At 42.2% G+C, this 3,315-nt stretch carries 3 protein-coding genes; all 3 read right to left on the reverse strand.

All coding sequences use genetic code 11. The features are described from left to right. Positions 1-855, reverse strand: an 855-nt coding sequence (locus tag WBJ10_RS17020) for an MFS transporter (protein WP_424292467.1), incomplete at its 3' end; no start/stop codon positions are given. Between the two features lie 68 nt (positions 856-923). Beyond that, positions 924-1,229, reverse strand: a complete 306-nt coding sequence (gene rpsJ / locus WBJ10_RS17025; protein WP_090706153.1) for a 30S ribosomal protein S10 — start codon at positions 1,227-1,229, stop codon at positions 924-926. A gap of 127 nt (positions 1,230-1,356) precedes the next feature. After that, on the reverse strand, positions 1,357-3,315 hold a 1,959-nt coding region (gene fusA / locus WBJ10_RS17030; RefSeq protein ID WP_424292469.1), incomplete at its 5' end, for an elongation factor G.

Raw genomic sequence — 3,315 nt, forward strand, 5'->3', positions numbered from 1 at the left:
CCCGCATACAGTCATTAATCCACTCAACTGCAAAACACGCTGTACCCCGATTTTATGAGCGAGCCAATCAGTTACAAAACGCCCGGAGGCCATGGCAACCATGTAAGCGGTATAACCTGCTCCTACCCAGGCTGGTTCTGCTTTTACCACTTTTAAGAAGTACACACCGCTCCAATCGAACATGGTCCCTTCGCAAATCAGTGAGCAAAAGGCAATTATTCCAAGCTTGAGCAGTGGCCTATCAGGCATAACGAATTTCAATCCTTCAGAGGTCTGTCCCTCATCTTTATGAATTAAATTTGTGTTGCTTAACGCGATGATCAAAAGCATCAGCACTAAGATGACCAGAAAGTGAAAAACCGGCGCAATCGCATAAGCCATCATAACCGTCCCAATAGCCGCTCCTGCAAAGCCAGCGAGGCTCCACATACCGTGAAAAGAGCCCATTATAGGTTTCCCGTAAGATGCTTCTACTCCAGCGGCCTGTGTATTGACCGCTATATTTAGCAGACTGCTGACGAAGCCAAAAGTAAATAATATACCAATCAGCTGTGGAAGCGTTTGGGCAAGGCCGATCACTAAAAGCAGAAATGAATAAACTAAACCGGATACTATTACCACCCTCCTGCTTCCATGATGATTGATTATCCATCCGGAAAACGGGAGGCAAAGAAATAAGCCAGCAGGCAGGGCAAATAAGACCAATCCTAGAACCCCATCAGAAATATCTAAAGACTGCTGAATAGTGGGAATTCTGGATGCCCAACTGGCGAATGTTAAACCGTATGCAAAGAAAATAGCGCTGACAGCCAGGCGACTTTTAGATCGCGAAAGCGTGTTGGTTGGCGAAGGCATATTATAAATGGAAATGTATTAACAAAAAAAAAGCTACCGGTCTGGTAGCTTTTATGATTTTTAAACGCCTAAACTTTAATTTCAACTTCAACCCCACTTGGAAGTTCAAGTTTCATTAAAGCATCAACAGTTTTAGAATTAGAACTGTAAATATCCAATAACCTCTTGTAAGCACAAAGTTGGAACTGCTCCCTTCCTTTTTTGTTTACGTGTGGTGAACGAAGTACTGTAAAGATTCTCTTTTCAGTTGGCAATGGAATTGGTCCACTAACTACCGCACCGGTAGGCTTAACGGTTTTAACGATCTTCTCTGCAGACTTATCTACCAGATTGTAATCGTAAGACTTTAATTTGATTCTGATTCTTTGGCTCATTTTGATTGGTTTATGGTTAACGTTAGAGCTATTAGTAACGGTAACCGGATTAAATATTGAACAAGGAACAAGGAACAAAGATTAAAGACTGTGTGTCCTTGATCTTTGCTCTTTGTTCTTTTATCTATTATGCGTTTGCTTTCTTCCCCTTCACCTTAGCTACAACCTCTTCCTGAACGTTCCTGGGAGCTTCAGCATAGTGGTCAAATTCCATAGTTGAAGTTGCACGTCCGGAAGTGATCGTACGCAACTGAGTTACGTAACCAAACATTTCTGAAAGTGGAACGGTAGCTTTAATAACCTGGGCACCCGCACGGGTATCCATTCCTAAAAGCTGACCGCGACGACGGTTCATATCACCGATAACATCACCCATGTTTTCTTCAGGTGTAAGGATTTCAATCTTCATGATTGGCTCCATTAATACCGGCTTACATTTTGGCAATGCTTCACGGAATGCAGATTTAGCACAGATCTCGAAAGACAGTGCATCTGAATCGACCGCGTGGAATGATCCGTCAATTAAACGAACTTTCATATCCTGCAAAGGATAACCAGCAAGTACACCGTTAACCATCGCAGCAGCGAAACCTTTCTCTACAGATGGAATAAACTCACGTGGAATTGATCCACCTGAAATCTCATTCACAAACTGAAGTCCAGTTTTACCTTCATCATTTGGAGATATAATAACTTGTATATCCGCAAACTTACCACGACCACCTGTTTGTTTCTTATAGGTTTCACGGTGTTGAGTAGTGCCAGTGATAGCCTCTTTGTAAGATACCTGAGGTGCTCCCTGATTTACTTCAACCTTGAACTCACGTTTCAAACGGTCCATAATGATATCCAGGTGAAGCTCACCCATACCAGAAATGATTGTTTGTCCTGTTTCTTCGTCAGTTTGAACACGGAAAGTAGGATCTTCTTCAGATAATTTACCTAAAGCCATACCTAATTTATCCACGTCAGCCTGAGTTTTAGGCTCGATCGCAAGACCAATAACGGGCTCAGGGAAGTTCATTGACTCTAATACGATAGGATGTTTCTCATCGCAAAGTGTATCTCCTGTTTTGATATCCTTAAATCCAACAACCGCAGCAATATCACCAGCTCCAACATTTGGAATCGGGTTTTGCTTGTTTGCGTGCATCTGGAAGATACGTGAAATACGTTCTTTATTGTCAGAACGCATATTATGAACATACGATCCGGCTTCAAGGTTACCTGAATAGACACGTATGAAACATAGACGTCCTACGAAAGGATCTGTTGCAATCTTAAATGCTAAAGCTGCAAATGGCTCGCTTTCGCTTGGCTTACGAAGGATCTCTTCGCCAGTTTCAGGATTCGTTCCTACGATTCCTTCAACATCCATTGGTGAAGGAAGTAATTCCATCACATAATCAAGCATGGTTTGAACACCTTTATTCTTGAATGATGAACCACATACCATAGGTACGATCTTAGCATCCAAAACAGCCTGACGTAAGGCATCTAAAACTTCACGTTCAGTGATAGTTTCAGGGGCTTCGAAAAATTTCTCCATCAAAGACTCATCATATTCAGCAACTGATTCAAGAAGTTTTTCTCTCCACTCCAATGCTTCTTCTTTCAACTCCTCAGGAATTGGAACTTCAGTAAAGGTCATCCCTTTATCATGCTCATTCCAAACAATCCCACGGAAGTTGATTAAATCAACCACACCTTTGAAAGAGTCTTCAGAACCAATTGGAATTTGCAAAGGAACAGCATTGCTACCAAGCATATCCTTAACTTGCTTCACAACTTTCAAGAAATCTGCTCCTGAGCGATCCATCTTGTTCACGAATCCAATACGCGGAACGTTGTAGTTGTTAGCTAATCTCCAGTTAGTTTCAGACTGTGGCTCAACGCCGTCAACGGCTGAAAATAAGAATACCAGTCCATCCAATACACGTAAAGAACGGTTTACTTCTACAGTAAAATCCACGTGTCCTGGTGTATCGATTACGTTGACATGGTAATTCTGATCTCTGTACTTCCAGGTAACTGTAGTAGCTGCAGAGGTAATCGTGATTCCACGCTCCTGCTCCTGTGCCATCCA

Source organism: Daejeonella sp., assembly GCF_049655485.1.
Taxonomy (GTDB): domain Bacteria; phylum Bacteroidota; class Bacteroidia; order Sphingobacteriales; family Sphingobacteriaceae; genus Daejeonella.